The sequence below is a fragment of the Microbulbifer sp. GL-2 genome (genome assembly GCF_007183175.1).
Lineage (GTDB): Bacteria > Pseudomonadota > Gammaproteobacteria > Pseudomonadales > Cellvibrionaceae > Microbulbifer.
The window spans coordinates 690,308-717,111 of record NZ_AP019807.1 but is presented as its reverse complement, the minus strand read 5'-3'; the positions used below and the strand labels follow the sequence as shown (position 1 = coordinate 717,111).

General features: G+C 53.6%; 28 protein-coding genes and 2 tRNA genes. 22 read left to right on the top strand and 8 right to left on the bottom strand.

Annotated elements, in window-relative coordinates; genetic code table 11:
• The first annotated feature begins 451 nt into the window (after positions 1–451).
• Both GL2_RS03225 and GL2_RS03220 read left to right on the top strand, forming a co-directional pair.
• Positions 452–1,660 carry a pyridoxal phosphate-dependent aminotransferase gene (locus GL2_RS03225; protein WP_232053750.1) on the top strand — a complete coding sequence of 403 codons (1,209 nt, stop codon included), beginning with the start codon at positions 452–454 and terminating at the stop codon, positions 1,658–1,660.
• Positions 1,661–1,796: 136 nt separating this feature from the next.
• Positions 1,797–2,273 carry an Lrp/AsnC family transcriptional regulator gene (locus GL2_RS03220; RefSeq protein WP_143729275.1) on the top strand — a complete coding sequence of 159 codons (477 nt, stop codon included), beginning with the start codon at positions 1,797–1,799 and terminating at the stop codon, positions 2,271–2,273.
• 52 nt (positions 2,274–2,325) lie between these two features.
• Here the strand turns inward: GL2_RS03220 and GL2_RS03215 are convergent, their stop codons facing one another.
• Complete coding sequence (locus GL2_RS03215) at positions 2,326–3,396, bottom strand: HupE/UreJ family protein (protein ID WP_197736517.1); 1,071 nt, start codon at positions 3,394–3,396, stop codon at positions 2,326–2,328.
• Positions 3,393–4,232 (bottom strand): peptidyl-prolyl cis-trans isomerase, encoded by an 840-nt coding sequence (locus tag GL2_RS03210; RefSeq protein ID WP_143729274.1) that lies wholly within the window; start codon positions 4,230–4,232, stop codon positions 3,393–3,395. Before GL2_RS03210 ends, GL2_RS03215 begins: the two co-directional genes overlap by 4 nt.
• Positions 4,233–4,475: 243 nt before the next feature.
• On the opposite strand from GL2_RS03210, the gene GL2_RS03205 reads away from it, so the two are divergent.
• Both GL2_RS03205 and GL2_RS03200 read left to right on the top strand, forming a co-directional pair.
• On the top strand, positions 4,476–4,886 hold the full coding sequence (locus tag GL2_RS03205; protein WP_172621041.1) for a DUF4345 family protein: 411 nt from the start codon (positions 4,476–4,478) through the stop codon (positions 4,884–4,886).
• Between the two features lie 202 nt (positions 4,887–5,088).
• The gene (locus GL2_RS03200) at positions 5,089–6,039 is read left to right on the top strand and encodes an AEC family transporter (RefSeq protein WP_172621040.1); all 951 of its coding nucleotides are present in this window, start codon (positions 5,089–5,091) and stop codon (positions 6,037–6,039) included.
• A gap of 60 nt (positions 6,040–6,099) precedes the next feature.
• On the opposite strand, the gene GL2_RS03195 is transcribed toward GL2_RS03200, so the two are convergent.
• From GL2_RS03195 to GL2_RS03175, 5 genes are all read right to left on the bottom strand, one after another.
• On the bottom strand, positions 6,100–6,942 hold the full coding sequence (locus GL2_RS03195) for a sterol desaturase family protein (protein WP_143729271.1): 843 nt from the start codon (positions 6,940–6,942) through the stop codon (positions 6,100–6,102).
• Between the two features lie 155 nt (positions 6,943–7,097).
• Positions 7,098–8,165, bottom strand: a complete 1,068-nt coding sequence (locus GL2_RS03190; RefSeq protein ID WP_143729270.1) for a helix-turn-helix transcriptional regulator — start codon at positions 8,163–8,165, stop codon at positions 7,098–7,100.
• Positions 8,166–8,168: 3 nt separating this feature from the next.
• The gene (locus tag GL2_RS03185; RefSeq protein WP_143729269.1) at positions 8,169–8,735 is read right to left on the bottom strand and encodes a lytic transglycosylase domain-containing protein; all 567 of its coding nucleotides are present in this window, start codon (positions 8,733–8,735) and stop codon (positions 8,169–8,171) included.
• A 129-nt stretch (positions 8,736–8,864) separates the two neighbouring features.
• Positions 8,865–10,592: a proline--tRNA ligase gene (locus tag GL2_RS03180; protein ID WP_143729268.1), complete on the bottom strand. Its 1,728-nt coding sequence runs from the start codon at positions 10,590–10,592 to the stop codon at positions 8,865–8,867.
• A gap of 217 nt (positions 10,593–10,809) precedes the next feature.
• Positions 10,810–11,211 (bottom strand): HU family DNA-binding protein, encoded by a 402-nt coding sequence (locus GL2_RS03175; RefSeq protein ID WP_143729267.1) that lies wholly within the window; start codon positions 11,209–11,211, stop codon positions 10,810–10,812.
• A 290-nt stretch (positions 11,212–11,501) separates the two neighbouring features.
• Here GL2_RS03175 and GL2_RS03170 point away from each other — a divergent pair, with 290 nt between their 5' ends.
• From GL2_RS03170 to GL2_RS03090, 17 genes are all read left to right on the top strand, one after another.
• Positions 11,502–11,771: an FmdB family zinc ribbon protein gene (locus tag GL2_RS03170; RefSeq protein WP_143729266.1), complete on the top strand. Its 270-nt coding sequence runs from the start codon at positions 11,502–11,504 to the stop codon at positions 11,769–11,771.
• A gap of 76 nt (positions 11,772–11,847) precedes the next feature.
• The gene (gene aspS / locus GL2_RS03165) at positions 11,848–13,626 is read left to right on the top strand and encodes an aspartate--tRNA ligase (RefSeq protein WP_143729265.1); all 1,779 of its coding nucleotides are present in this window, start codon (positions 11,848–11,850) and stop codon (positions 13,624–13,626) included.
• 104 nt (positions 13,627–13,730) lie between these two features.
• Positions 13,731–14,474 carry a YebC/PmpR family DNA-binding transcriptional regulator gene (locus tag GL2_RS03160; protein ID WP_143729264.1) on the top strand — a complete coding sequence of 248 codons (744 nt, stop codon included), beginning with the start codon at positions 13,731–13,733 and terminating at the stop codon, positions 14,472–14,474.
• A 147-nt stretch (positions 14,475–14,621) separates the two neighbouring features.
• Positions 14,622–15,149, top strand: coding sequence for a crossover junction endodeoxyribonuclease RuvC (gene ruvC, locus GL2_RS03155; RefSeq protein WP_143729263.1), 528 nt, complete (start codon positions 14,622–14,624; stop codon positions 15,147–15,149).
• Between the two features lie 57 nt (positions 15,150–15,206).
• Entirely contained in the window at positions 15,207–15,818 is a 612-nt protein-coding gene (gene ruvA, locus GL2_RS03150) for a Holliday junction branch migration protein RuvA (protein WP_143729262.1), read from the top strand.
• 24 nt (positions 15,819–15,842) lie between these two features.
• Positions 15,843–16,865 carry a Holliday junction branch migration DNA helicase RuvB gene (ruvB, locus tag GL2_RS03145; protein WP_143729261.1) on the top strand — a complete coding sequence of 341 codons (1,023 nt, stop codon included), beginning with the start codon at positions 15,843–15,845 and terminating at the stop codon, positions 16,863–16,865.
• A 52-nt stretch (positions 16,866–16,917) separates the two neighbouring features.
• Positions 16,918–17,322: a tol-pal system-associated acyl-CoA thioesterase gene (gene ybgC, locus GL2_RS03140; protein ID WP_143729260.1), complete on the top strand. Its 405-nt coding sequence runs from the start codon at positions 16,918–16,920 to the stop codon at positions 17,320–17,322.
• Positions 17,323–17,326: 4 nt separating this feature from the next.
• Complete coding sequence (gene tolQ, locus GL2_RS03135; protein ID WP_143729259.1) at positions 17,327–18,016, top strand: protein TolQ; 690 nt, start codon at positions 17,327–17,329, stop codon at positions 18,014–18,016.
• Between the two features lie 20 nt (positions 18,017–18,036).
• Positions 18,037–18,468 carry a protein TolR gene (tolR, locus tag GL2_RS03130; RefSeq protein WP_143729258.1) on the top strand — a complete coding sequence of 144 codons (432 nt, stop codon included), beginning with the start codon at positions 18,037–18,039 and terminating at the stop codon, positions 18,466–18,468.
• A 7-nt stretch (positions 18,469–18,475) separates the two neighbouring features.
• Positions 18,476–19,255, top strand: a complete 780-nt coding sequence (gene tolA / locus GL2_RS03125; RefSeq protein ID WP_143729257.1) for a cell envelope integrity protein TolA — start codon at positions 18,476–18,478, stop codon at positions 19,253–19,255.
• The gene (gene tolB, locus GL2_RS03120) at positions 19,252–20,547 is read left to right on the top strand and encodes a Tol-Pal system beta propeller repeat protein TolB (RefSeq protein WP_143729256.1); all 1,296 of its coding nucleotides are present in this window, start codon (positions 19,252–19,254) and stop codon (positions 20,545–20,547) included. Before tolA ends, tolB begins: the two co-directional genes overlap by 4 nt.
• 94 nt (positions 20,548–20,641) lie before the next feature.
• Positions 20,642–21,127, top strand: a complete 486-nt coding sequence (locus tag GL2_RS03115) for an OmpA family protein (protein WP_143729255.1) — start codon at positions 20,642–20,644, stop codon at positions 21,125–21,127.
• Between the two features lie 17 nt (positions 21,128–21,144).
• Positions 21,145–21,960 carry a YbgF trimerization domain-containing protein gene (locus GL2_RS03110; RefSeq protein WP_143729254.1) on the top strand — a complete coding sequence of 272 codons (816 nt, stop codon included), beginning with the start codon at positions 21,145–21,147 and terminating at the stop codon, positions 21,958–21,960.
• Between the two features lie 113 nt (positions 21,961–22,073).
• Positions 22,074–22,733 (top strand): 7-carboxy-7-deazaguanine synthase QueE, encoded by a 660-nt coding sequence (gene queE / locus GL2_RS03105; RefSeq protein WP_143729253.1) that lies wholly within the window; start codon positions 22,074–22,076, stop codon positions 22,731–22,733.
• Between the two features lie 47 nt (positions 22,734–22,780).
• Positions 22,781–23,458, top strand: a complete 678-nt coding sequence (gene queC, locus GL2_RS03100) for a 7-cyano-7-deazaguanine synthase QueC (protein WP_143729252.1) — start codon at positions 22,781–22,783, stop codon at positions 23,456–23,458.
• Positions 23,459–23,590: 132 nt separating this feature from the next.
• Positions 23,591–23,666, top strand: a tRNA-Lys gene (locus tag GL2_RS03095).
• A 104-nt stretch (positions 23,667–23,770) separates the two neighbouring features.
• Positions 23,771–23,846 (top strand) — tRNA-Lys (locus GL2_RS03090).
• Positions 23,847–24,441: 595 nt separating this feature from the next.
• Here the strand turns inward: GL2_RS03090 and GL2_RS03085 are convergent.
• Complete coding sequence (locus GL2_RS03085) at positions 24,442–25,542, bottom strand: NAD(P)/FAD-dependent oxidoreductase (RefSeq protein ID WP_143729251.1); 1,101 nt, start codon at positions 25,540–25,542, stop codon at positions 24,442–24,444.
• A 165-nt stretch (positions 25,543–25,707) separates the two neighbouring features.
• Here GL2_RS03085 and nadA point away from each other — a divergent pair, with 165 nt between their 5' ends.
• Complete coding sequence (gene nadA, locus GL2_RS03080; protein ID WP_143729250.1) at positions 25,708–26,760, top strand: quinolinate synthase NadA; 1,053 nt, start codon at positions 25,708–25,710, stop codon at positions 26,758–26,760.
• The last annotated feature ends 44 nt before the right edge of the window (positions 26,761–26,804 follow it).

Genomic DNA, 26,804 nt, shown 5'->3' with positions numbered 1-26,804 from the left:
GCCAAGAGTGGGTTCAAGTAATAGTTGTTAATTGTCAAAAGAGTATTAAGCACAAAGATTACGATCTCTATGCATGGAATTTAGTTGCAAGAAGAAAGGTTAAGGAGAAATTATTTTCTATACGGTAGTGTCAGTTTCTATTAGTGCCAATATCGATACTGCCGGCTAATTTTAGGGTAACTTTTAGAGGCTATGGAGTTGCCTAAAAAATCTGCCCAGATAGTCATATGTCAAGTTATGTCGGTATGTTAATGCTTGTTTTACATTATGGAACACCTTTTTTGAAGCATTTCTCTGCAATTGGCCGGAGATCGCTACAAGGCAAATTTTCACAGAATTTTCTGCGGTATTGCCCCTGTAAACTCCTGTGTAATGCGAAATCTGTGGTGATTTAGAGCCATCAATTACTCTAATGGTTGTTACCTTAGCGGGCATAAATGGCAGATAAATAGTGAAAAACGTGACAGATTTTACTCCCCGATTCAGCCTTCAAAGCGAGGCCCTGAACAGCGAGGATTCTAATGTTTGGGCTGTCAGTGAACGTGCCCATGGCCTGGCAGACAAAGGGGAGGATGTCATATTTCTCTGTGTAGGGGATCCAAATTTTGATACCCCAGAGCCGATACTGGACTTTGCCCGTGCCCGCCTTGGTGTGGGACGTACCCATTATTCCCCCGCTGCCGGCGAACCTATGCTGCGCCGCGCCATCGCTGATATCGAGAGTAAGGTATCGCCGCACCCCTGTAACCCCGATGATGTAGTGGTCTTTCCCGGTGGAACCAACGCTATTTTTGCGGTTCTCTCCTGTTTGCTGAATCCCGGTGAGGAGATTGTGATTCCCGAGCCGATGTATATCGGTTATGTGCCTATCTGTGACAGCCTCAGACTTTCCGTGAAGCGGGTCGCCTGTACGGCAGAGAAGGACTTTGCTTTCGATGTGGAGACGATCAAGGCGGCGATCGGTAATGAAACCCGGGTGGTGATGATTAACACTCCGGTAAATCCCACCGGTGCCATGGCAACCCCGGAGCAGCTGCGAGAACTGGCGGCGTACTGCCGAGAACGCAATGTCTGGCTGGTATGTGATGAGATGTACTCCATGATCACTTTCGCGCGCCGACATACTTCCCTGCGCACGGCAGCTGAGGAGTTGGACAATATTGTGGTGATTGACGGGCTGTCCAAGTCCCATGCTATGAGTGGCTGGAGGCTTGGTTGGGCCGTTGCTCGTGGCTCACTGGTGGATAGGCTGGTGGAGTTTGCGGGTGCTACGATCTTTGGTTGTCCCCAGTTTATCCAGGAGGCCGCGGCTTTCGCCCTGGAATTTGACTCCTATTTTGTCAAGCAGATGCGCGATGCCTACGAACGTCGCCGCGACCTGATAGTTGAGCGTATTGGTAAAATTCCGGGGCTTGGTTGCTATAGTCCTGAGGCAGGTATGTTCGTTATGGTGGATGTGTCCGAGGTGGCGACCTCTGGACAGGAGTTTGCCGAAGCCCTGCTGGATGCCGAGCGGGTGTCAGTACTGCCCGGCGCACCCTTTGGTAAGAGTGCGGTGAACCATGTTCGCCTCACTCTCGCCGCTGATGAGGCTGAACTGTCTCGAGCGCTAGATCGTATCGAGCAGTTTGTCACCAGTGGAAATCGCCAGGCCAGCTGAGCCGAAAGCTGGCAGATATCGCCTCAGGCATAGGTTTTGAGGCGGTAACTTTTGCCGCTATGGAGGCTGTAATGTTTCAGCCTCCAGCGAATACCGCTATCCTTGCCCCCTTTCAGATTCAAAAGAAATCAGTTCCGTGAAAATTGACCGGCATAATTTGCGTATTTTGCAGGCCCTGCAAACTAACGCCCGTATTAGCAACCTGAATTTGAGTGAACAGATTGGCCTTTCGGAGAGTGCCTGTCTGGCTCGGGTGAAGCGCCTGACCAGTGAGCGCTATATCCGGGAATTCCTTGCCGAGATCAACCTGGATAAGGTGCGTCATGCAGAATTTTATGTAAACGTGGCTCTAAAGCGTCAGGATGCGCGCACCAGTGAAAATTTCCGGCGCATAATTAATGACATTCCGCAAATCGTCTCCTGTGTGAAGATGTCTGGTGAGTTTGACTATATGTTGCGTTTTGTCTGCCCTGATGCAGCGGATTTCAACCGGGTTTCCGAACAGTTGCTGGCTAACGAAGATGCAGCTATTTCCCGTATGACTTCACATTTAGTGATTGAAAAAACCAAACCCTTCACTGGCTATCCACTGGAGTTACTGTTTCAGGACTGAGGCTTTGCTGAAAGCGGTAGGGCTGTGTTGCTCCGCCGCTGACAGCTATCGGTTATAGCAGCAGCGACAAAATCCGCTCCAGGCACCAATAGCAGGCGATTCCCCCGATCGAATAAGCCAGAGGTGCCTTTATCCAGGCGGTTACATGCCCTTCCTCCCAATCATTTACAGCCCGTTGGTGCTTTGAAAAGCGCCACTGCTGTACCACCCTTAATGTACGGCTCAGCCCCACTAAGAGGGCGGTGGTGACGGCAATAAACACTAGCTGCCCGGCCTCCACTCCGAGATTGAAAGTGAGTAGGGCCAGCGGGATAGAGGTTTGTGGCAAGCCAATATCTGCCAGGGCGCCAGCAAAACCCAGGCCGTGTAGCAGACCGAAGATGAGGGCCATCAGCCAGGGCAAGCGGGTTGCCAAACTGCTGCGGCCGCGTTGCTTGGCCAATGTTTCACTGGCGACAAAGACAATACTGAGAGCAATAAGCACTTCTACCGGAGCCTGTGGCAAGGATAGATGGCCAAGCGTGGCGGCACCGAGGGTGATACTGTGTGCCAGGGTGAAGCCGGTAACGGCCAGCAGGAGCTGTTGCCAGCCACTGCATAGCAGCATCAGGGCCAGGACAAATAGCAGGTGATCAAGTCCCAGCAGGATATGCTCCAGGCCGAGGTTGAAATAGGTAATGGAAATTTTCCCGTGGTGCTCTTTGTTACTGACAACAAAGTGCGGCCGGTCGGGCATTAGCCGTTGTACCAGTTCATGCCCTTCGAGCCAGGCAATGCGCACCAGCACATCGGTGAGGGTATGCTCCAGACCATCAATTGAGATTGGTAGCTGAGATAACACCCCAGGATGTTGGATCTGCCAGCGCTCAGTGTAAAAGCCGTTTTGGAATCTGCCACTTGGTGGGTTCAGAGTCGTAGCCCCCTGACCAAATCGCACATTCAGCGACAGGCGTAATTGCCCTCGCGCAGGTACCCGCCAAATAACATCGAACCGTTGTGTGTCCAACTGTTCGATTTGCAGATATGCGGGACGAACTTCATGGGCGGCGGTTGAAGGTGGGAAAGGCAGCATACACAGTGCCAGAAGGAATATCGCTGTCCAGCTGCTGGAAGGCTTCTTCACTTGAGTGCCACCGTATCACTGTTTCCGGAGAGAGGTTCAATACGCACTGTGTAATTTTCACGGTATTGCTGATACTGCTGCTCCAGTACTGTTTTCCGTTCGTGCAACCGCCAGTCGCGCAGTATCTCTGCACGTATTTCATAGAGCAGGGCTGCCCTAGGGGGCTGAGACTCTTTAAGAAAAACCAGATGCCATCCATAGGCGGATTCAAATGGTCCAGACCATTTTCCAAGTGACGCTTTGGCAAGCTGAGCGGAAAAGCCGGGGCCGAATAGCTGATCTATGCGTACATCGCTCTCATCACTTATCCGCTCGGGCAGCAGAGTACTGTCTGCGGAAGCTGCGTAATCTACACCCTGATTGAGCCAGCTCAGGGACTTTTTGATATCTTCGGTGTTACTACTGGCTGGGAAGTAAAGTTGCCTGAAGCTGAATTGGGCCGGGTGTTGGTAGCGGTGTGTGTTTTGGTCCAGATACAGTTGAAGTGTGTTGTCTGATGGTGTGAGAGTGTTGTTGAGATCCCTGGCAACAAATTCCATTTTCATACGCAGGCGCCGTCGGATCACCGTATCGTTGTGATCCAGGCCGAGGTTCAGTGCCTCGCGATACAGTATTTCTTCACGAACATAGTTTTCCACGAGCTGCTGCACTTCATCAGGGGAGGGAGTGCGTTGCCAGCGGCGGGCAAAGACTGCGGAGAGATGCTCAATATGGCCTTCAGTTATGACAATTTTGTTGCGGTCACTGGGCTGTTCTTGTACAAGCGTATCAAGGATAAACAGCAGGCCGCCGATGATTAGCATATGAATTAGTGGCTCTTTGATTAGTGCTCTCATGCATCGGCCCTGTTTTGGGTAAGTCGTGAGAGTTAGGGGTGGCGACCTGTAAGTATGGAGGGCGCCAACCGTTTTGCCAGGAAGTAAGGCATCCTGTTACCGGCCAATTTACACAGGGTTGGTGACCTGATAGGAAGAGTGGCGGCTTTAACCTCATATATACTTTAGTCAGGCTTTTGGGAACGGCAGCGGCTTTGCGGCAATCATTTCCCGAGATATTTGATCACCGCTGGTGGAGAGGACTTGCAGTTGAAATATTTGGGACGGGTCTACTTGACTCTTAATTTGTTGATTTTTGCGTCCATAGGTTTGGGCGCTTTAGTTAACCCGGAAGCCTTTGTTGCGGCAATCGGCATGTCATTTGTTTCTCCTGCTGCGGTGCCAGAATTTCTCGCTACTTACGGCGGCTTCATGCTGGCAATTGCTGTGATTCTTTTAATAGCCCTGGCCATGCGTCCGCACCGCAGAGCAGCTTATGCGGCCTTGTCCCTCTCTTATATTGGATTTGCTCTCGGCAGGCTCTTTGGCATGTTGACGACTGGTAGCTTTGATGAGCGCAACCTGCTGTTTTTGGCCCTGGAAGTGGTGATGGTCGCCTGGGGGCTTTTCTGTTACCGCGAGTCGCGTTGGTTGCCATTGCAGCACGGGCATTAAGCGGAGATTTTTCGGGTCCGGCTAAGCTAATCGAATTTCGATTTATGACTTATTCTTTTTCCATCTAACAATTTCTCTGTGGAATAAATCCGGACTAAAAGCCAGGCCGAGGTTCTATTAGCCAAAGCCTGTTGTGGCTCTCTCATCACTTTAAATAAGTATGGGAAGTGGTTTATGCACTGCTACCCTACAGGTGGGTGAAATGTCACAGTTCCAAAGTCTGGTGGAAGCCCTGGTTATCCTGGTGGCCCTCTGTGCCACGGCGATCTTTTTACGTAAGCATCGAGTTATTCTCACCGAAGAGCAGGGTGTATTTGGCCGCCTGACCACAGATTTTGCCTTGCCTGCGGTAATCCTGCTCAGCTTGAGTAAGGTCCCCTTTTCCTCTCAGGCGCTGATTCCAGCTGTGATTTTATTTGCTGTTAGTATCGGCATCATGGTGCCTGCATGGCTAATTGGTAAGGCGATGGGGCTTAACCGCAAGACGCTGGGCTCTATTGTCCTGGTAGCTGGGTTTGGCGGCTCGTCGACCTTGGGCCTGTCATTGATTCGGCGGGTTTTCCACAATAATCCGTTAGTCATGCGTGATAGCGTGCTGATTGGCGAGTATGGCGCGCTGTTATCAGTTTTTACCTTTGGAGTTGCTGTGGCGATTTACTTTGGTAGGGATGAGAACCGCAGGGAAACTCTGTGGGAGGCCTGCAGCCCTTTTTTTACCTCACCGATTTTTATTGCCATGGTCCTGGGGACGGCTATTTCATTTATCGGCTTGCCACAGGGTAATGTTGTTATCCAGTTGTTTGAGGATGTTTTACGGGTGTCGGGACAGTCTTTAATTGTACTGGTGGCATTTAGTATCGGGCTGGCACTGCGTCCAATTGCTGTGCGTGAACTGGCCGGGCTGATCGTCGTTGCCGTGTTGCTGAAGCTGCTGGCGGAGCCCTTGCTGGCCTGGGCTCTGGCAATGTCCTTTGAACTGCCACACCTTGAGCGGGAATTGCTGGTTTTGCAGGCCGCTATGCCTTCTGGGGCGATTGCCGCAGTCCTGGCTAAGCGTTATGGATGTGATGGTGCCGTTGCCTCTGCTATGGTGGTCGCGACAGCTTTTATCAGCCTGATATCATTGCCGCTGACGCTATACCTGGGTGGCTGAATATTATGGGCTAGGATCTGCAGCAGCTGATTGCCGACTACAGATCCGCTGGAACGATATCTAGGCAGTGATTTTGTCCCCCTCTCCTCCACCTGTGTTCTGGATAACTCCGGCAGTTTGTGGCAATTTTTCGCCGTGCAACTCCCCGTCCACCGCCTGACGAAATACTGTCTTGTAGTCTTTGAATTCTGTTCCCATCAGCCGATCCCACCAGGTGAAGTAAAACCCGTAATTTCCCTGGAAGCGCTGGTGGTGCAGGTCATGGTGGGTGGTGGTGGTCATATTGTCCAGAGGGCCATCTACCCAACTGCGTGGGTGGAATTCTCGTCCAGTATGCAACATGGAGTTGCGGAAAATCATAACGAACAGGAAGCTGAGCCAGATTGTTGGATGCAAGGGGATTGTCAGTGCAATCAGGGGCGAAAAAAGCCCATTAACAAAAATTTCCCCGATAGAAAAACTGTAGGCAGTCCACGGTGTAGGCGTAAGTGACTTATGGTGCAGGCGATGGAAGTGCTTAAACACTTTTGGGTGATGCATGGCCCTGTGGGTCCAGTAGAAATAGGCGTCGTGTAGGAGTATTACTATGGGCAGGCTGATGAGACTCCACCATATGGGATAGTCGCTCCATTGCCAGTAAAGCTTGGCAATACCCATATCCTGTAACAGGTTAATCGTGATACCGAATAGAGTGAAAATACAGACTGTCAGAAAGGAGTAGCTGACTTCGCGGCGAATATCCTCCCAGCTTGCACGGCGCTTTTGAATTCGGCGCCGGTTCATCCAGGCGCGAAATAGCCAACCCGCACAGATGCTCATTACCGAAGCCGCCAGAACATAGCGAAACAAGGTCAATTTAAAGTGGATGGCCCCGTAGTTAGCCACATCCGATAGAAAGTCCATAGGCTCACCATCAATACTGTATTGGGAATCAAGTCGTTGCTTTCCCTGAGGATACGGAGGCAACGTATGCGGTGGAGTTTCCAGTCTGGGGAGATTTCTTCCGAGGGGCTTACGGAAAATGAAAAAATACTGACGGATTCTGAATAGTGGTTCAATTAGGCGGGCAGCTTCTCACGACGGTACTCGGTGGGAGTCAAGTTGTGGCGGCGTTTGAAGGCGGCATTAAATGGGCTTAATGAGCGGTAACCGATATCCAGGGCAATTGTTAGCACCGGAAGATGGGCCTGATCGGGATCGGCCAGGCGGACGCTGGCTTCATTGATCCGGAACTGATTCAGGTATTCGTTGAAATTTCGGTAACCCAGATGGCGATTGATCAGGGTGCGCAGTAGGTGTTCACGGGTATCAAGCTGCTCTGCCAGTTCGCGTATAGTCAGCCCTGTGTGGCGATAGCCGCCTTTTTTCATATGTTCCTGCAGCCTTACCAATTGAGCCAGCTGCTGTTCATCCAGGTTTGGTGCCGGCTCTGGTACTGGTGTTGCCTCTTTGGGGATATCTGCTGATGGCTGCTGCAGGGATTCTCCGAGTGCACTGGGCGACAGTGCCAATAGCCATAGGCAAGCGGCCAGGGACAATAGGCTAGCCAGCAGCGCATGCAAAGTTGGTACGCCATTGGGTACCGGGCGATAGGCGAACAGGGATTCTGCACCAATCACAATAAACATATAGGTGCCCACTGCAATTAGCAGAATGGCGCGCAGTCGTCGGCGCTCCTCTACCAGGTCGGATTGGAACTGCCCCAACAATGTCAGCATTCCTAGGCCGATCAAAGCGAGGCGCAGGAATTGGGACAAGTTAAAGAAAGTTTCCTGGGCGTTGTTACTCAATGAAATTGGCGCATGATTTGCCATAATGCTAAAGGCGATAGAGAGTGCAATGGGGGGCCAGCCCCAGCGCGGGAAGGGTTCATCCTCTCTGCAAAGTAAATGGGTGAAGAGCCAGAATGCGCCGGGGACCAGGATCACCGGCATATGGATCAGCAAGGCAACGGGACCATTCAGAACAGGTAGAGTGGGCAGTAGCAGGTAGCAGATTACGCCTATCAACACCAGTATCAGCCAGCGTCCTACGGCAAGTTGGTGGTGGTTCATGGATACTTTGGTTGCAGCCAATAACAGCAGCGCGCAGGCGCCGCCGGAGAAAAATAAATAACCGGAGGTCATGGTTTATCTCCAGCGGTTTGCCCAGGCATCCAGGACTTTGCTGCTATAAGTGTGGCGGCCGTAGCTACCGTTGTAGTAGGCGAGGGCGTTGGCCAGGTTGCCTTTTGCCTTTTTGATATAGTGCTTTAGGATGGTACAGCCATAGCGCAGATTGGTATCCATATCGATAAGGTTATCGTCCGGGCGCCCGATCTCTTTTTTCCAAAATGGCATCACCTGCATCATACCCTGGGCTCCCACACGGGAAACTGCATAGGGGTTGAAGGCGCTTTCTATCTGGATCACAGCGAGCACAATCTCTGGGCGTAGCCCTGCACGTGTTGCCTCGCGGTGAATCGCTTTTAACACATGCATACGCCTTTTGGGGTCTTTGATGTAGCGGGACAGTGGTTGGGATTTTGACATCAACCACACTTCTGCATCGAAGCGATCTACGAAGCTGTCCGCCTGGCTGATGGCCTCACTCAGGGCAAGGCGCAGTTCAGGATCAACTTCATTGGCAGCGCTCTGGGATTGAGCATTACTCCAGAGCAGGCACAGCAACAGCGCGGTGATAGTTTTTTTTATCATGCCGGGGATTTTACGAAATCCTGGCAAAATGGGCAGTGTCTTTTTGCGGACCTGTGGCGCAATTCTATTCCGGGACCGGCCTGTAAGGAGGACCAGCCCGCGGGAGCGGGCCGGGTAGGAAGGCGTTGATCAGTAACTGATTTTTTCCTGCAGCACGTCTTCAAGCTGTGAAACGGCAAATTCCTGGCTTTCGGCGTCACTGCGACCTTTGTATTCGACCACGCCTTTTTCCAGGCCGCGGTCGCCGATCACTATACGGTGCGGGATACCAATTAACTCGACATCTGCAAGCATGGCTCCGAGGCGCGCTTTGGGTTCATCCATCAACAGTACATCAATGCCCTTGTTGCGCAGGGATTCGTAGAGGTGCTCACATTTCTCCCGCACCACTTCGCTCTTGTGCATATTGATAGGTACGATTGCCAGCTGGAAGGGGGCAATTGCATCGGGCCACAAAATACCGGAGTCGTCGTGATTTTGTTCAATCGCCGCTGCCACGATGCGGGAAACGCCGATACCGTAGCAGCCCATGGGCATGACCTGCTCTTTGCCATTCTCATCGAGTACGGTGGCGTTCATAGCGCGGCTGTATTTGTCGCCGAGCTGGAAAATATGGCCGACCTCAATACCACGTTTGATTTCCAGGGTTCCCTGGCCGTCTGGGCTGGCGTCGCCGGCAACCACATTGCGTAGATCGGCCACACGGCCGAGTTCTACATCGCGACCCCAGTTCGCACCAGAGAAGTGATAGTCGTCGCGGTTGGCGCCGCAGATAAAGTCCGCTAAATGCGCAGCAGATCTATCTACAACAGCGTCGATTTTTAGACCTACCGGGCCGAGGGAACCGATATTGCAGCCCAGCTCATCTGCAATGCGTTGCTCTGGCGCGAACTGCAGCGGACTGGCGATGCCGGCCAGCTTTTCCGCTTTCAGTTCATTCAGCTCGTGATCGCCGCGCAGTACCAGTGCGATCAGCGGTGCAGTCTCCCCCTCTTCACACTCACCCAGCACAATCAGGGTTTTCACTGAATGAGCGGGATCACGCTTCAGGAATTCACTGACGTCGACGATAGTTTTCTGCCCGGGGGTGTGTACTTCCTGTATTTCTTGGCCGGGCGCGGCGCGCTCACCGGCGGGGACTACGGCTTCAGCCAGTTCCACGTTAGCGGCATAGCGGGATTCAGTTGAGAAGGCGATATCGTCTTCACCGCTGTGCGCCAATACATGGAATTCGTGGGAACTGGAGCCACCGATAGAGCCGGTATCCGCAAGCACCGGACGGTAGTCCAGGCCAATGCGATCAAAAATACGACAGTAAGCGCCGTGCATGATGTCGTAGGTTTCCTGCAGGGAGTCTGCATCGACATGGAAGGAGTAGGCGTCTTTCATGGTGAATTCGCGCGCGCGCATTACACCGAAACGGGGGCGAATCTCATCGCGAAATTTTGTTTGCACCTGGTAGAAGCTCGCCGGCAGCTGTTTGTAGCTTTTGATCTCATTGCGGATCAGGTCGGTGATGACTTCCTCGTGAGTTGGTCCCAGGCAGAAGTCATTGTTGTGGCGGTCCTGAATACGCAGCAACTCGGGACCATACTGCTGCCAGCGGCCGGATTCCTCCCAAAGTTCAGCCGGTTGCACTACTGGCATTAGAACCTCCAGCGCGCCTGCGCGGTCCATTTCCTCGCGCACAATTCTCTCCACCTTGCGCAGTACGCGCAGTCCCGTGGGTAGCCATGTATAGAGGCCGGAGGAGAGACGGCGGATCATACCCGCGCGCAGCATCAGTTGATGGCTGATTACTACTGCGTCGTTCGGGGTTTCTTTCTGGGTTGCGATGAGATATCGGGATGCGCGCATAGGAATAAACTGGGTTCAATTATCGGTAAGCTGGCTATTTTACGCTATTCGCCGGCCAATAAATATTACCGGATAGCCCTGAATATTGGGGCGAGGGCGTTGAGCTTACGGTGATTTTCCTCGGGGAAGCCAGCGCACTTTTAAAATGGGGCCAGCCGAATATGGCAATAAAAAACCCCGCTGGAGCGGGGTTTTTGTACTGGGAAATAGGGGTGTCTTAGGACTCCGCCATTTCCTTCAGCTTCTTCAGTGGGCGAACCTTCACCTGAATGCTGGCCGGCTTGGCCTTAAAGGTGGTCTCTTCACCGGTGAAGGGGTTGATACCCTTGCGAGCTTTCTTGGCTGGCTTCTTCACAGTGGTGATTTTCAGCAGGCCGGGCAGTGCGAATTCGCCAACAGCGCGCTTCTTGACGTGACCCTCAATGATATCGTTCAGCTCGTCCAGGACAGACTGAACCTGTTTGCGGGACAGCTCGGTTTTCTCAGCAATCTGGTTTAACACCTGGGTTTTGGTGTACTTTTCCTTGATTGCTTTTACTTTTTTGACTGGTGCAGCTTTGGCCGGTGCAGCTTTCTTTGCTGGAGCCTTTTTGGTAGCAGCTTTCTTGGTAACAGCCATGGCTTACTTCCTTCTTTTGTTGTTCGGTGTGTATCCGTTAAAAGTGTGTTTGGTCTCCCGCTGCGCTGCATCCAAAAAACGGCGGTTCCAGCGGGTGATGGAGGGAAGTATATATAGTTTTTGTTCTGTCGCACGGGGGAATACTGGAAAAATAGTGTTTTTCCACCATTTTTTAGCCTTTTTGTGACCCTGAAACCCCTCTCGGCAGGTCAAAAGGAGTGGGTAGCTTCTTCCCTCTGAGGGGCTCATGTATACTCTGTCCCCCTTTTTACAGCACCAGGTACTGAGTAATGCCGATCTATGAATACCAGTGCAATGCCTGCGGCCATGAAATGGAGGCCCTGCAGCGCATGAGCGACGACCCGCTTAAAGATTGTCCAGCCTGTGATCAGGCCGAGCTGCATAAGAAAATCTCCGCGGCTGGATTCCGCTTAAAGGGCGGCGGTTGGTATGAGACCGATTTCAAGACCGGTAACAAGAAAAACCTGGCCGGTGGCTCGGCCAATAGTGGTAATGCCAAAGGCGACAAGTCCGCTAAAGCGGCGGCGAAGACGGCCTAGACCCGCTGTGCGGGTCCGCCCGCGCGGTGTACCCTCTATTTAATCTTTCACCTACTGATAACGGGAATTTTCATCCATGCGCAGCGACTACTGTGGCGTCCTTCGTTCCGCGGACATAGACCGTGTAGTAACCCTCTGTGGCTGGGTCGATCGCCGCCGAGATCACGGCGGTGTGATCTTCATCGACCTGCGCGATCGCGAGGGCATTGTTCAGGTGGTATTTGACCCGGATGCCGCTGAGCATTTCGAAATGGCTGACCGCGTGCGCAGTGAATATGTGCTGAAGGTCACCGGTCGAGTACGCGCCCGTGCGCCTGAAGCTTTAAACCCGAATATGGATACCGGTGAAGTAGAGGTATACGGCACCGAGCTGGAAATTCTCAACGCGGCTGAAACCGTGCCCTTCCAGCTGGATGAACATACTGAGGTGGGCGAGGACGTGCGCCTCAAGTACCGTTATCTTGACCTGCGTCGCAAGGAGATGCAGAACAACCTTTATTTCCGCTCCAAGCTGACTACGGCAATTCGCAACTATCTGGATGAGCACGGTTTCCTCGACATTGAGACACCGATTCTGACTCGCGCTACCCCGGAGGGCGCGCGCGATTACCTGGTACCGAGTCGAACCCATGAGGGCAAGTTCTTCGCCCTGCCGCAATCCCCGCAGCTGTTCAAGCAGCTGTTAATGGTGTCCGGTTTCGACCGCTACTACCAGATAGCCAAGTGTTTCCGCGATGAAGATCTGCGCGCAGATCGCCAGCCGGAATTTACCCAGATCGATATCGAGACCTCCTTCCTTGACGAAGAAGAGATCATGGCGATCACCGAGGGTATGGTGCGCAAGCTGTTCAAAGAACTGAAGGGCGTTGAACTGGGAGAGTTCCCACGTATGACCCATTACCAGGCGATGCTGCGTTACGGCTCGGACAAGCCGGACCTGCGTATCCCGCTGGAAATGGTGGAAATCAAAGACCTGATGACCGAGGTGGACTTCAAGGTATTCTCCGGCCCGGCCAATGACCCCAAAGGGCGTGTCGCGGCGATCAAGGTGCCCGGCGGTTGTAAAAAGCTGACCCGTAAACAGCTGGATGACTATGGAAAGTTCGTTGGTATCTATGGCGCTAAAGGCCTGGCATATATCAAGGTCAATAATCGCTCTGATCTTGAGAATGGGCTTCAGTCACCGATCGTTAAATTCCTGCCATTGGAAACTCGCGCGGCGATTCTAGATCGACTGCAGGCGGAAGATGACGACGTCATCTTCTTCGGTTCCGATAATGCCAAAATTGTCTCTGAGGCCCTGGGCGCATTGCGCTGCAAATTGGGTGAAGACCTGGATCTCTACACTTCTGAGTGGGCGCCACTGTGGGTGGTTGCCTTCCCGATGTTTGAAGAGAATGACGACAGTAGTCTCACCGCCCTGCACCATCCTTTTACAGCACCTTCCTGTACACCGGAAGAGCTCGAGCAAAACCCGCTCGGCGCCCTGTCCCGTGCTTACGATATGGTACTGAATGGTACCGAGCTCGGTGGTGGCTCAGTGCGTATCCACGATCAGGAAATGCAGCAGGTGGTTTTCCGTACCCTCGGTATTGATGAAGAAGAGCAGCGCGAGAAATTTGGCTTCCTGTTGGATGCGCTGAAATACGGTGCCCCGCCCCACGGTGGCCTGGCGTTTGGTCTGGATCGCCTGGTGATGCTGATGACCGGTACCGATTCGATCCGTGATGTAATTGCCTTCCCCAAAACCCAGAGTGCAGCCTGTGTTATGACAGATGCGCCGGGGGAAGTTGACGCCAAGCAATTGCGTGAATTGAGCATTCGCCTGCGCCAGAAGGAAGAAAAAATCAGCTGATTTTTACCCGGAGGGCTATGCGAAGTGAGCCCATCAAACCGTGTTGATGGGTAACTCGCTTCGCATATTGCCCATCCCATACACTGACTGAAGAGAGATGGAAAATGGCCGGACACAGTAAATGGGCCAATATCAAGCACCGCAAAGCGGCCCAGGATGCCAAGCGGGGCAAGGTCTTCACCAAGATTATTCGCGAATTGACCGTTGCTGCGAAAGCGGGTCCGAACCCGGATGATAACCCGGGTTTACGCACCACTATCGACAAGGCTTTGGGCGCAAATATGAAGCGCGATACCATCGATAAGGCAATTGCTCGCGGCGCCGGAAATGCCGATGGAGACAACTACGAAGCGGTGGTTTACGAAGGTTACGGCGTTGGTGGTGTTGCGGTGCTGGTAGAGTGCCTGACCGACAATCGCAACCGTACCGTGGCTGAGGTTCGCCATGCTTTCTCCAAGCGCGGCGGCAATCTGGGTACTGATGGATCTGTGAGTTACCTGTTCTCGCGCAAGGGACAGATGTACTACGAAGTCGGCGTGGATGAAGATGCGCTTATGGATGCGGCCCTGGAAGCCGGAGCTGAAGATATTGAATCCAATGACGATGGCAGTGTTGAGGTAACGACTGAATTCCAGGATTACCTGACAGTGAAGGACGCATTGGTAGAGGCTGGGTTTACTCCGGATAGTGCCGAGATCGACATGATTCCTTCCACTACGGTTCCACTCGATAAAGAGGGTGCCGAGAAAGTGCTGGGCCTGATCGAGATGCTGGAAGATCTTGATGATGTGCAAAATGTTTACACCAACGCAGATATTCCCGCTGAGGTAATGGAAGAGCTGGGTTAACGCCTGTTCATCCCGGGGCAGGAGTTATCCTGCCCTGACACCTGCGGTTTTCGACCCACTCCCTCACCGCTCTCCCTTGACGCCCTCTTCCCACCTTGGGACACTCCGCCACTATATAAACATACAGATATTTTGGGGAGCCGCCTTTTGACCCGAATCCTGGGTATTGACCCCGGCTCGCGTAAAACGGGCTATGGAATTATCGATGTAGAGCGGGGCAAGGCCCGCTATGTGGCCAGTGGGGTGATTCGAATACCCGAGGGGCCACTGCCAGGGCGACTGAAGCTGATCTTTGATGCAATTAGCCAGATCGCCCAGCAATACCAACCCGCCCAAATGGCCATAGAGAGCGTATTTATGTCCAAAAGTGCTGGCTCTGCACTGAAGCTGGGGCAGGCTCGTGGTGCCGCTATCGTAGCCGGTGCTAACAGCGGCCTTGAAGTTGCCGAGTACGAGGCTCGTAAGGTCAAGCAGGCAGTGGTGGGTAACGGCGCTGCGGATAAATTACAGGTGCAGCACATGGTCAAGACTCTGCTATCGCTGCCGGCGACTCCTCAGGAGGATGCCGCCGATGCCCTTGCTGTGGCCCTTTGCCATATGCACACCGAGCAGACCCTGGTATTCACTGCTGGTGGTGCGCGCAGTCGTTTCCGCCGTGGCCGTCTCAGTGTGTGAGCGGCTGATAGGATTGGCCCGATAGCGGGCGCAGATATAACAGACCTGGAATAACACATGATTGGAAGACTGAGCGGCACTTTGGCCGCAGTGCAGCCACCTCTTTTACTGGTAGATGTGCAGGGGATTGGCTACGAAGTTCTCGCCCCTATGACCACTATTTTTGAACTGCCCGCCCTGGGGCAGCCGGTGCAGCTGCATACTCACCTGGCTGTTTCTGAAACGGCCCAGCAGTTATATGGCTTTATTCGCGATGCCGATCGCAAGCTGTTTCGCACTCTGATCAAGGTCAGTGGCGTAGGGCCCAAAATGGCCCTGGCTATTTTGTCCGGGCTTGATGGCGCGGCCCTGGCGCGCTGCGTAGCCGAGGATAATGTTGCAGCTTTGGTAAAAGTGCCCGGTGTGGGCAAGAAGACTGCCGAGCGCCTGATTGTGGAGCTGCGCGATAAGTTGACCCCGGATTTTGGTGATGCCAATGATATCCCTTTGATGGCTGCAGCTGTCGCCCCCAAGGTGAATCACTCTGGCGAGGCTGAAAGCGCCCTGGCGGCGCTGGGCTACAAGCCTACAGAAGCCAGTAAAATGGTTGCTCGCGCTAGCAAGGAGCAACCGGACGCTGACAGTGCCACTTTGATTCGCCTGGCCCTGAAGGGCATGGCGCCCGCGTAATTTGAGTGCGATGGAGTTGTAGCGATGATTGAAGCCGACCGTCTTGTGGCTCCGGAGCCCGTGGGGCCGACAGGACAGGAAGAGCAGTACGACCGCGCTGTGCGCCCCAAGACCCTTTCGGACTATGTGGGTCAGCCTGTGGTGCGCGAGCAGATGGAAATCTTTATCCAGGCGGCCAAATTGCGCAAAGAGGCCTTGGATCACACGCTGGTGTTCGGCCCGCCGGGTCTGGGTAAAACCACCTTGGCGAATATTATCGCAGCGGAGATGGGGGTGGCGATCAAGACCACCTCCGGTCCTGTGCTGGAAAAGGCTGGCGACCTGGCTGCGCTGATGACCAACCTGGAGCCGGGGGATGTGCTTTTTATCGATGAAATCCATCGCCTCAGCCCCCATGTGGAGGAGGTTTTGTATCCGGCCATGGAAGACTACCAGCTGGATATCATGATCGGTGAAGGGCCTGCTGCGCGCTCCATCAAACTGGACCTGCCACCTTTCACTTTGGTGGGGGCTACCACCAGAGCCGGTTTGCTGACTTCCCCCCTGCGTGACCGTTTTGGCATAGTGCAGCGCCTGGAATTCTACAACGTGAAGGATCTCACCAGTATTGTGCGCCGATCTGCGGGTTTGATGGGGGTGGAAATGGATGAGGGTGGTGCCTTGGAGGTGGCTCGGCGCGCTCGTGGTACCCCGCGAATTGCCAACCGCTTGTTACGCCGCGTGCGCGATTACGCCGACGTAAAGGCTGATGGTTCGGTAGACTCGGCCATTGCTGATGCGGCCCTTAATATGCTCAATGTGGATGTGCGCGGTTTCGACCAGCTCGACCGGCGTATGCTGCTGGCGATGATTGAGAAATTCGATGGTGGCCCGGTAGGAGTGGACAGTCTCGCAGCTGCCGTCAGTGAAGAGCGCGATACCCTGGAGGATGTGCTTGAGCCCTACCTGATCCAGCAGGGCTATATTGCGCGCACGCCCCGCGGGCGGGTAGTTACCGGGCTGGCTTATGAGCATTTCGGTCTGCCGAAACCAGATGGAAGAAATTGACAATAGGTGACTGGCGGCTCGTATCAGGGAAAACTAGTGGATAAGGGGGGGAGTGAAGGAAGTCTTTGGCATACCCGTGCGTGTTTATATCGAAGATACGGATGCGGGCGGTATCGTCTATTACGTGAATTATTTGAAGTATATGGAGCGCGCGCGCACAGAACTGCTGCGCTCTCTCGGTTATGATAAGCCGGCGATGCCGGAGCAGGGGTTGTTGCTGGTGGTGCACTCCGCCGAGATCCAGTACCGGCGCTCAGCCATTCTTGATGATGCATTGCGCGCTACTGCAGCGATTGGCAAACTGGGGCGAGCCGCGGTGACCTTTGAGCAAAAAATCTGGCGCGGTAATGAGCTAATTTGCGAAGGTGTGGTCAAAGTTGCCTGTGTCGCTGACGACAGCCGCAGGCCCTGTGCCCTGCCGGAACCCATTTATTCAGCATTAAAGGCAGTTATTTAAAAAGATGAACGCCGGTGAACAACTTTCTCTTTGGGGGCTAATCCAAAACGCCAGCCTGTTGGTACAGCTCGTTATGCTGTTGCTGCTACTGGCCTCTGTGGTGTCCTGGATCATGATTATCCAGCGCGGGCTCTACCTATCCCAGGCCAAGCGTGGTCTCAGTAGTTTCGAACGCCGCTTCTGGTCCGGTGCCGACCTTAATAAGCTGTTCCGCGAGGGCAATGAACGTGCCGAGAAGGGTAAGGCGGATGGGGTTGAGTCCCTGTTCCGAGCAGGTTTTACCGAGTTTACCCGCCTGCGCCAGCAGGGCAGCAGTGGTCCCGAAGCCGTAATGGAGGGGACTGAGCGCGCCATGCGTGTAGCTATGTCACGGGAGCAGGAAAAGGTGGAGATGAACCTGCCGTTCCTCGCTACTGTGGGCTCTGTCAGCCCCTATATAGGTTTATTTGGTACCGTTTGGGGGATTATGAATTCCTTTCGTGGCCTCGCCACTATGCACCAGGCGACCATTGCCACTGTAGCCCCAGGTATCAGTGAGGCACTGGTGGCTACGGCGATGGGCCTGTTCGCTGCGATTCCCGCGGTGATGGCTTATAACCGCTATTCGGCCAAGGCGGAGTGGTTACTGTCCAGTTATGAAACATTTGCTGAGGAGTTTTCCTCTATCCTGCACCGCAAAGTGCACTCCGGCTGAGTAGTGAGTAGGCGAACCCTATGAGTGTGTTTCGCAAGGGAACCAAAAAGAAGTTGGTATCCGAGATCAATGTGGTGCCCTACATCGACGTGATGCTGGTGTTGCTGATTGTCTTTATGGTCACGGCACCATTATTGATGCAGGGGGTCCAAGTCGATCTGCCCAATGCGCCCTCGGCGCCGATGGAGGATACCGATGAGGAGCCGTTGATCGTGTCAGTGCGCGCCGACGGTACCTATTATTTGAACCTGGGAAGTGACGAGAAAGAGGCCAAGCCCCTTTCCGAAATCAAGGATACTGTGGGCAAGGTGCTGCGCCAGAAGCCAGAAACCCCAGTGCTGGTGTGGGGTGATACCGACGCCAAATACGGTTTGATCGTCAATGTCATGACCGAGTTGCAACAGGCCGGGGCGCCTAGCGTCGGCCTGGTGACTGAGCCACCGCAGGGGTAGGGTGCTGGTGAATAAAGGCTTTTATGCACTGGCGATCGTGATCAGCCTCCTGTTGCACGGGGCGCTGATCACCGCCATCACCTATGGCTGGGAAGCCAGTAGCATGCCCGAACGCAAGGCTATGCCAAAGTTTGTGCAGGCCAAGCTGGTGACTATAGAGGCAGCGACGCCGCAGAAAAATCTGCCGAAGAAGGTGGACAAGATTCAGCAGCGGGCCCAGCGCGAGGCCGAGCAGAAGCGCAAAGCCGAGGTTGAACGCAAGCGCCGTGCAGCCTTGGAGCGCAAGAAAAAACTCGAAGCCGAAAAGAAGCGCAAGGCCAAGGTAGCGGCTGATCGTAAAGCCAGGGAAGAGAAGGCGCGTCGGGAGAAAGAGCAAAAGGAGAAGGAATTGAAAGAGCAGCTGGCCAAAGAGCGCCAGAGTTCTTTTGATGAAGCCTTGGAGGATGAGCAGGAACTGCTGGATGCCAATGAAGGGCAGCAGGCGGTTATGTCTGTAGGTCAGGCGATCAAGCAGCAGATTGAGGCGGTATGGAGCCGCCCACCCAGTGCCCGTAATGGCATGACCATTAGAGTGAAAATTAATTTTGTCCCCACCGGCAGGGTAGTGGCAGCTAATATCGTCGAGGGCAGTGGCAATGCAGCCCTGGACCGCTCGGTATTAACTGCTATTCGAAAGGTGGAAGTCTTCCCCGAAGTGGCCGAGCTGGCCCGGGAGGAGCCGGTGATATTTGAGCGGGAAGCCCGTACAACCATTTTGAATTTTATAGTTGAAGATCTGCGCCAATGATCAAGAGCTTACTCAAAACAGTCGTCATTATTGCAATTGCCTCGGTGAGCCTGGGAGCTCGTGCCCAGCTGGTGGTGGATATCACCAGTGGTATTGATGATCCCACGCCGATAGCAGTATCCCCATTCAGCTGGTCCGGTAGCGGTGTGCTGCAAGAGGATGTCTCCGGGATCATTTCTGCTGACCTGCGCCGCAGTGGCCTGTTCTCGCCGGTACCCAAGGAGGATATGTTGTCCTTCCCCAAGACCCCGGAAGATGTGGTATTTCGCGATTGGCGTATTCTCGGTACCGAGTATATTGTTACCGGTCGTATTGAGCCCCAGGCCTCTGGTTACCTGCTTACCTTTGATCTGGTCAATGTGTTTGGTCAACACAAGATGTTTACCAAGCAGGTGCGCGGCGGCCAGACCCAGCTGCGGGATATTGCCCACCGTGCTGCTGATGAGATCTTTGAGGCGGTAACAGGTATTCGCGGAGCCTTTTCCACCGAAATGGTATATGTGCAGGAAGAGACCCGCGGCGGTAAGCCCAGCTATGTATTGATGCGCTCGGATATCGACGGCGCCCGCTCCAAGCAGGTTCGCCGCTTCAGCGCGCCGGTGATGTCTCCCATGTGGTCGCCCAATGGCCAGGAGTTGGCCTACGTCTCCTTCGAGACTGGCCGCCCGGCAATCTTCCGCGAGAATCTGCGCACCGGTGTGCGCAAGCAGCTCACAAACTTCAAGGGCATTAATAGTTCGCCGACCTGGTCCCCCGATGGAACCAAGTTGGCTATGGTGCTCTCCAAGGACGGCAACCCGGAGATCTACGTGCTGGATCTGGTGAGCGGTAAGTTCACTCGTATGACCAGACACTTCTCCATTGATACCGAGCCAAACTGGATGCCCGATGGTAAATCGCTGGTTTTCACATCCGATAGGGGAGGGAAACCACAAATTTACCAATTGACTCTTGCCACTGGTCAAGTCGACCGCTTAACCTTCGATGGCGACTACAATGCGCGGCCGCGTGTTTCTCCTGACGGGAAGACGTTGGTCATGGTGCATCGTAACCGGGGAACCTTTACCATCGCCACGATGGATATTAATTCGGGCAGAATGCGTGTCCTTACGGAGACCACACTGGACGAATCCCCGAGCATTGCACCGAATGGCGCAATGTTGATGTACGCAACCAAGCGCGGAGACAAGGGCATTCTGGCTGCGGTATCGCTGGACGCCGGGGTGAAGTACAACCTGCCCTCCCAGAGGGGTGATGTCCGGGAACCGGCATGGTCGCCATACTTTGATTGAGGCGGGGGCCCAGCGCGCTGATGCGCAGGGTGTTTAAAAGATCAATTTAAAAAATCTTTCAGGATTTTCGATAAAACTAAAAGCGGAGTAACTTATGTTGAAATCAGTTAAAACAGGTCTTGGACTGGCCTGTGTTTTGGCCGTAATGGCTGGTTGTAGCAGCACCGATAGCGAGCAGAGTGGCCAGGAAGTCGTAAGCCAGCCGGAAATCGAAGCACCGGTTGATACTAATGTCGTAGATGATGGCGATGCTATTGCCCCTCTGGAAAACGTAGTTTACTTCGACTTCGACCAGTCCCTGCTGAAGCCGGAAACCCGTGAGCTGCTGATCCGTCATGCTGACCGTATGCGCAGCGCCACTGGCTCCGTGCGCCTGGAAGGCCACGCCGACGAGCTGGGCACCCGTGAGTACAACCTGGCTCTGGGTGAGCGTCGTGCCAATGCCGTACGCGACTTTTTGGTACTGCAAGGCGTAGATGCAGCTACTCTGGAAGTGATCAGCTACGGTGAAGAGCGCCCAGCTCAAATGGGCTCTAACGAAGCTGCCCGTGCGATGAACCGTCGCGTTGTTATTAACTAATCGTCAAATGGATGCCAATGGCTTTTACGATTAGAAAACTGGCGATTGCCGCAGCAGTAACGGCTGTGGCATCGCCCGCATTCTCCCAGGCCCCTATTGTGGACCTGTCTGCCAGCAGTCAGGAACAGTCGGCCTCCCCAAGCGGAAGTGGCGCTGCGGAAATGCAGCTGGCCAGAGCCGCAACGTCCAGTCCCAGGGCCAAAACCAATCCCCAGGCCGAAGCTTACTACCAGATGCAGGTATTGCAGCAGGAAGTACGTGAACTGCGTGGTACGGTGGAGGAGCTGCGCCACGAGATTAAACGTCTCAAGCAGCAGCGCACCGAGGATTACATGGACCTGGATCGGCGCATCGCACGTCTAAGTGGCACTGAGCCCTCGGCCAGGCCGCCTGCAAATGCTGATAACAGTGCCTCGGCCCAAGGCGGCAATATGCCTGCCAAGTCCGAGGGCCCCAAGGATGGCAAGAGTGAGCGCGATCGCTACCAGGCCAGTTTCGGCTTGGCCCGCAATGGCGACTACGGTGGCGCCAGTGCCGAGTTCAGGAGTCTTTTACAAGACTTCCCCGACGGAAAGTATGCCCCCAATGCCAACTATTGGCTGGGTGAGATAGCATTGGTACAGGGAAACCTGGAAGAAGCCCGCGAATGGTTTGTAGCTTTACTTGACGGCTACCCCAATTCCAACAAAGTTTGGGACGGCCGCTATAAGCTGGGTACGGTTTACCACCAGCTTGGTGATCAGCAGAAAGCCCGCAACCTGCTCGAACAGGTTGCTGCGAGTGATGCCAGAGCGTCAAACTTGGCGAAGAAGTATCTCCAGGAGAACTTCTAGCAGCGGGTAGCCGCTGTTGTCTCAATGGCATCGCTGGTTTTTTGAGCAGAAAAAGCCTATGATCCCGCGCCCGGATGGCATGTGCCTTCCGGGCGTTTTTGTGTCGGGTGTATATGTCCAGTCTGTCTAAAGAATCACTCAGAATTAGTGAAATTTTCTACTCCCTTCAGGGAGAGGCGCGAGAAAGTGGCCTGCCAACGGTGTTTGTTCGCCTGACAGGGTGCCCGCTGCGCTGTACCTATTGCGACTCCGAATATGCCTTTCACGGCGGCGAGCGCATGACCCTGGAGCAGATTTTACAGCAGGTTAAGAGCCACCCGGCCCGCCACGTTTGTGTGACCGGGGGTGAACCCTTAGCTCAACCCAATTGCCTGCCTCTGCTGCAAATTCTGTGTGATGAGGGCTATGCGGTAAGCCTGGAAACCAGTGGTGCGATGCTCGTGGATCAAGTGGACCCGCGTGTATCGAGGGTTGTGGACCTGAAGACACCGGCGTCCGGTGAGCAGCACCGCAATCGCATGGAAAACATGCAGGTGTTAACCCGCGATGATCAGATCAAGTTTGTGATTTGCGATCGGGGCGATTACGAATGGGCCAAGTTTACCCTGGACCAATATAATTTGCCGGAACGGGTGGGGGAAGTGCTGTTCTCACCCAGCTATGAACAGCTGCAGGCGCGGCAGCTGGCAGAGTGGATATTGGCGGATGGCCTGCCAGTGCGTATGCAGATGCAGTTGCACAAATTGCTTTGGGGGGATATCCCGGGGGTGTAATTACTGCCCTGATTTCCACCAGCTGTATTTGAGTGAATGAGGAACTGATGACTGCGAAGAAAGCGGTAATTTTGCTATCTGGTGGCTTGGATTCTGCCACCGTACTTGCCATGGCGCGCGCCGATGGCTACGAATGTTATGCCCTGGGATTTGACTACGGTCAGCGCCATGAGGCCGAACTGTTGGCGGCAGAGCGGGTTGCCGAGGCTCAGGGAGCCCGCGAACACAAGGTTGTTAAACTGGATTTGCGTGCTATCGGTGGCTCCGCCTTGACCGATGACTCTATCGAGGTGCCGGAGGAGGAGACAAGCGGTATTCCCGTCACCTATGTGCCTGCACGCAATACGATTTTTCTCTCAATTGCACTGGGCTGGGCCGAGGTTCTGGGGGCGCAGGACATTTTTGTTGGCGTCAATGCAGTGGACTATTCGGGCTATCCCGATTGCCGACCTGAATATATTGAGGCCTATGAAAAGATGGCCAACCTTGCCACCCGTGCAGGTGTTGAAGGGTACAAACTTTCAATTCGTGCCCCGCTGATGCAGATGAGCAAAGCAGATATAGTATGTGAGGGCACGCGCCTTGGGGTGGACTACAGTTTGACGGTATCCTGCTACCAGGCACGCCCGGACGGTGCTGCCTGTGGGCGTTGCGATAGTTGCCGTCTGCGCGCGGCGGGATTTAATGATGCGGGCCTCCAAGACCCCACGGTCTATGCGCAGTGAATGGTGCCTGGCGCCAATTTTTGAAGAAAATGCCTAACCCCTTAAATTTGTTGGATTTTTTTTCGAGTTAGGTATTGTCTTTTCGGAATAGATCCGTAAGATACGCAGCTCCTCACATCGAGGCACGGAAAAGGGTCGTTAGCTCAGTTGGTAGAGCAGTTGGCTTTTAACCAATTGGTCGCTGGTTCGAATCCAGCACGACCCACCATTTTCCACCGGGTATGCACAATGCAACCCAAACTAACTTTTACATCTCTGCGCGAGAGTGAAGGTTTCCTGAGCTGGGACATGCCAAGATAGCCCAGCTTGTAAGGGTCGTTAGCTCAGTTGGTAGAGCAGTTGGCTTTTAACCAATTGGTCGCTGGTTCGAATCCAGCACGACCCACCATCTCTTCAGACCTTTCAAGATTTAAATACTGATAAAGAAGATAGCTATCTTTCTTTGAGTTTTTCTCCTGTCGTCGGGCCTCCTTGTTCAACCCCAGGACACCTTAACAGTCGGGTTGAGCGTGTATTTTGCCGTTGTTCAATTAATCTGACGTTAAGTTAAAAATGACACAGAAAATTATTCCCCCCAGTTAGTATTTCAGTATTTCTTTCATCCAGCACTCTCACTCCCCTTCAATAACAGTTAGTCAGGGGTTGTTCGATTCAGAGTCAGCCCTTAAAGAAAAGGCGCTTAGCATTTACAGTGATTCTGTGTCACGGCGTGTGGGCTCTGAGGGTAAATAAGGTCCGCAACTTATATCTTTCTGGATATCTTCCTGGAATGCGCCTACTAATTATAATTTTGTGGTTTCTGTATGCCGGAAATGGCACTGTATTTTGAATGCTATCTGATTGGTGTGAGTAGTAGTTGGGTCGAAAACTGTATCTTTGTCTTCGGTAGATAACGCTAATAGGGGCAGTTTATCCTGGGTGATGATCTTGGCCAGAAATGCTTTATCACTAATTTATTATCCCATTTTACTTATCCAGTTTTGCTATTTTCCCATAGCCAGTGCAGCCTGTGCACCGAGATAGAGGGCTGAAGTTAATCCGGGGGATTCAATACCAAAAAATGCCAATAATTGTGCGTGATTACGCTGACCTTTTTGAAGAATAAAAAAATCCCCGGCCGGGGCTCCCTCAGGTACCAGCTTTGGGCGTATTCCCGCATAGTCTGGCTGCAGGGAGCCATCTGACAGGTCAGGCCAATAGCGGCGAATATTTTGGTAAAATTTCCCTCTTCGCTTGGTGTTCACACTGTAACTGATGTCGTTGACCCATTCCACGTCGGGCCCGAAGCGGGCGCGCCCCTCCATGTTCAGTGTCAAATGAACTCCCAGCCCGCCCTTCTCTGGCAGGGGGTATATCAGGTGAGAAAAGGGCGCCTTATGCGATAAGGTAAAGTAGTTACCCTTGGCTAAATATTGTGTTGGGATTGCAGCGCGGATGGATTTGTCGTTTATAGCGGAAAGCAACTGGTTGGTATGAAGGCCACCGGCTACTACCAGGCGGGGAGTTTTGATTTTGTAGCCGTCTTTCATTGTCAGTTGATAGTCGCACTCGATACGGGCCAGTTGTACCACCTTGGATGACAGCACTACCTGGCCGCCCTTGCTTTCCAGGGCTCCCTGTAACGCGAGCAGCAGTGCGTGGCTATCAATAATTCCGGTCGTAGGCGAATAAATTGCAGCGGTGCATTCCAATTCCGGCTCTATCCTTCGGGCATCCTCTGCATCGAGTAATCGCAGCCCACCGGCTCCGTTGGTATCTCCCTGTACCTTTAAATCGTGCAACTGGGGGAGTTGTGCCTTATTGGTGGCCACGATTAGCTTTCCGATTCGTTTGTGCGGTACGCCATATTCCTTGCAAAACTTGTAAAGCTGTTCCTTGCCTTCGATGCAGGCGCGGGCTTTAAGGCTGTTGCTGGGATAGTAGATACCAGAATGGATAACTTCACTGCTACGGGCACTGGTCTCTGTGCCGATAGCGCCGTGCTGCTCCAGTACAAACACCTTGCGACCTGTGTGGGAGAGGGCATAGGCGCTGGCCAGTCCCAGGGCTCCAGCGCCAATCACAATGCAATCTGCTCTATCCATAAGCTTTTGGAGAATGTTTTCCGTTCCTGGCCCAGCCCGCAAAGAAAACTCCAGCCTGTTGTGACTGTCCAATTGCGTAGTAACTATAGATGAGAGCGCCAAAACGCTGTTCTGGCGCTGCAATGCGCTATAATGCGCGCTTTTCGCGAGTGGTGGTAGTTAGCCATGACCCAAAAGTCCGTTGCCGCAGAAACGGTAGATTCCCGCTCACTGGTGCAGACGCATCTGGCGGAGCCGGTTGTGTCTCAATACAGTGAAGTGGAGTTACAAGGCTGGCGCGAGCGTATCAAGCGCCTGCTGCAAGAGCAGAATGCCGTATTAGTTGCTCACTATTACACTGACCCTCTGATCCAGGCATTGGCCGAAGAGACCGGTGGCTGTGTATCTGATTCCCTGGAAATGGCCCGTTTTGGGGCCCGGCACGCCGCAGATACCTTGGTGGTAGCCGGCGTGAAGTTTATGGGGGAAACGGCCAAGATCCTGACTCCGAATAAACGCGTCCTGATGCCTACTCTGGAAGCCACTTGCTCCCTGGACCTGGGCTGCCCACCGGATGAATTTGCGGAGTTCTGTGATCAGCATTCCGATCGCACGGTAGTTGTTTACGCTAACACGTCTGCTGCAGTAAAGGCGCGAGCAGACTGGGTGGTGACTTCCAGTATCGCCTTGGATGTAGTGGATCACCTGGACGCCAATGGTGAGAAAATCCTATGGGCACCTGACAAGCATCTGGGGGGCTATGTGCAGCGGGAAACCGGTGCGGATGTGTTGTTGTGGGATGGCTCTTGTATCGTGCACGAGGAGTTCAAGGCCAAGGGGGTGGAAGACCTGAAGGCGATGTATCCGGATGCGGTAGTACTGGTGCATCCGGAGTCCCCGGCTTCGGTGGTGGAGTTGGCGGATGTGGTGGGCTCCACCTCACAGATTATTAATGCAGCCAAGACCCGTCCGGAAAAACGTTTTATCGTTGCCACTGATCAGGGCATTTTCTACAAAATGCAACAGGAGTGCCCGGATAAGGAGTTGATGGTTGCGCCCACTGCTGGTGCCGGGGCTACTTGCCGTAGCTGCGCCAACTGTCCCTGGATGGCGATGAACTCCCTGGAAAACCTGTGTGGGGTCCTGGAGCGTGGTGACAATGAAATCTTTGTGGATGCGGAGTTGGGGCGTAAAGCGATGATTCCTTTGCAGAGAATGCTGGATTTCCGCAAGGCTTGAGCGAGTTGCTAGGGGTGGATAGCGGTAAATAAAAAGAGCGGCCA